The 347-nt window shown below is 30.3% G+C and carries 1 pseudogene; it reads right to left on the minus strand.

Annotation, left to right across the window (positions count from 1 at the left end):
* A pseudogene (locus tag GXK56_RS27580) lies at positions 1-347 on the minus strand (sugar ABC transporter substrate-binding protein); the annotation flags it as partial.

Here is a 347-nt window from a genome sequence, read left to right on the forward strand (position 1 = left end):
ATCCTATAGTTGGTTGTCCATCTATTGTTGGATTTGCTGCTTTATATTTTTCAATCAAATCAAAATATTCATCTACAGTTTTAATTTTAGGGAAATTAGCCCATTCTAAAACTGCTTTTTGAATCCAGAAAGCTTCTCCACCATGCTTTGCATCTGTTACTTTATCCATAACAGTTGAAAATTGAGGTATATAATAAATATGTCCATCTTCTTTTGTTAATTTCTTTCTATCAGTTTCTGATAAAAACTTTGAAAGATTTGGATATTTATCTATTTTATCTTCTAATGGAACAAGTGCACCCGCATCTAATAATAATTGAGTTCCATCTCCACCCTCTATAAAGTCT

The sequence above is a fragment of the Clostridium sp. C2-6-12 genome, from assembly GCF_009928485.1.
GTDB lineage: Bacteria > Bacillota > Clostridia > Clostridiales > Clostridiaceae > Clostridium.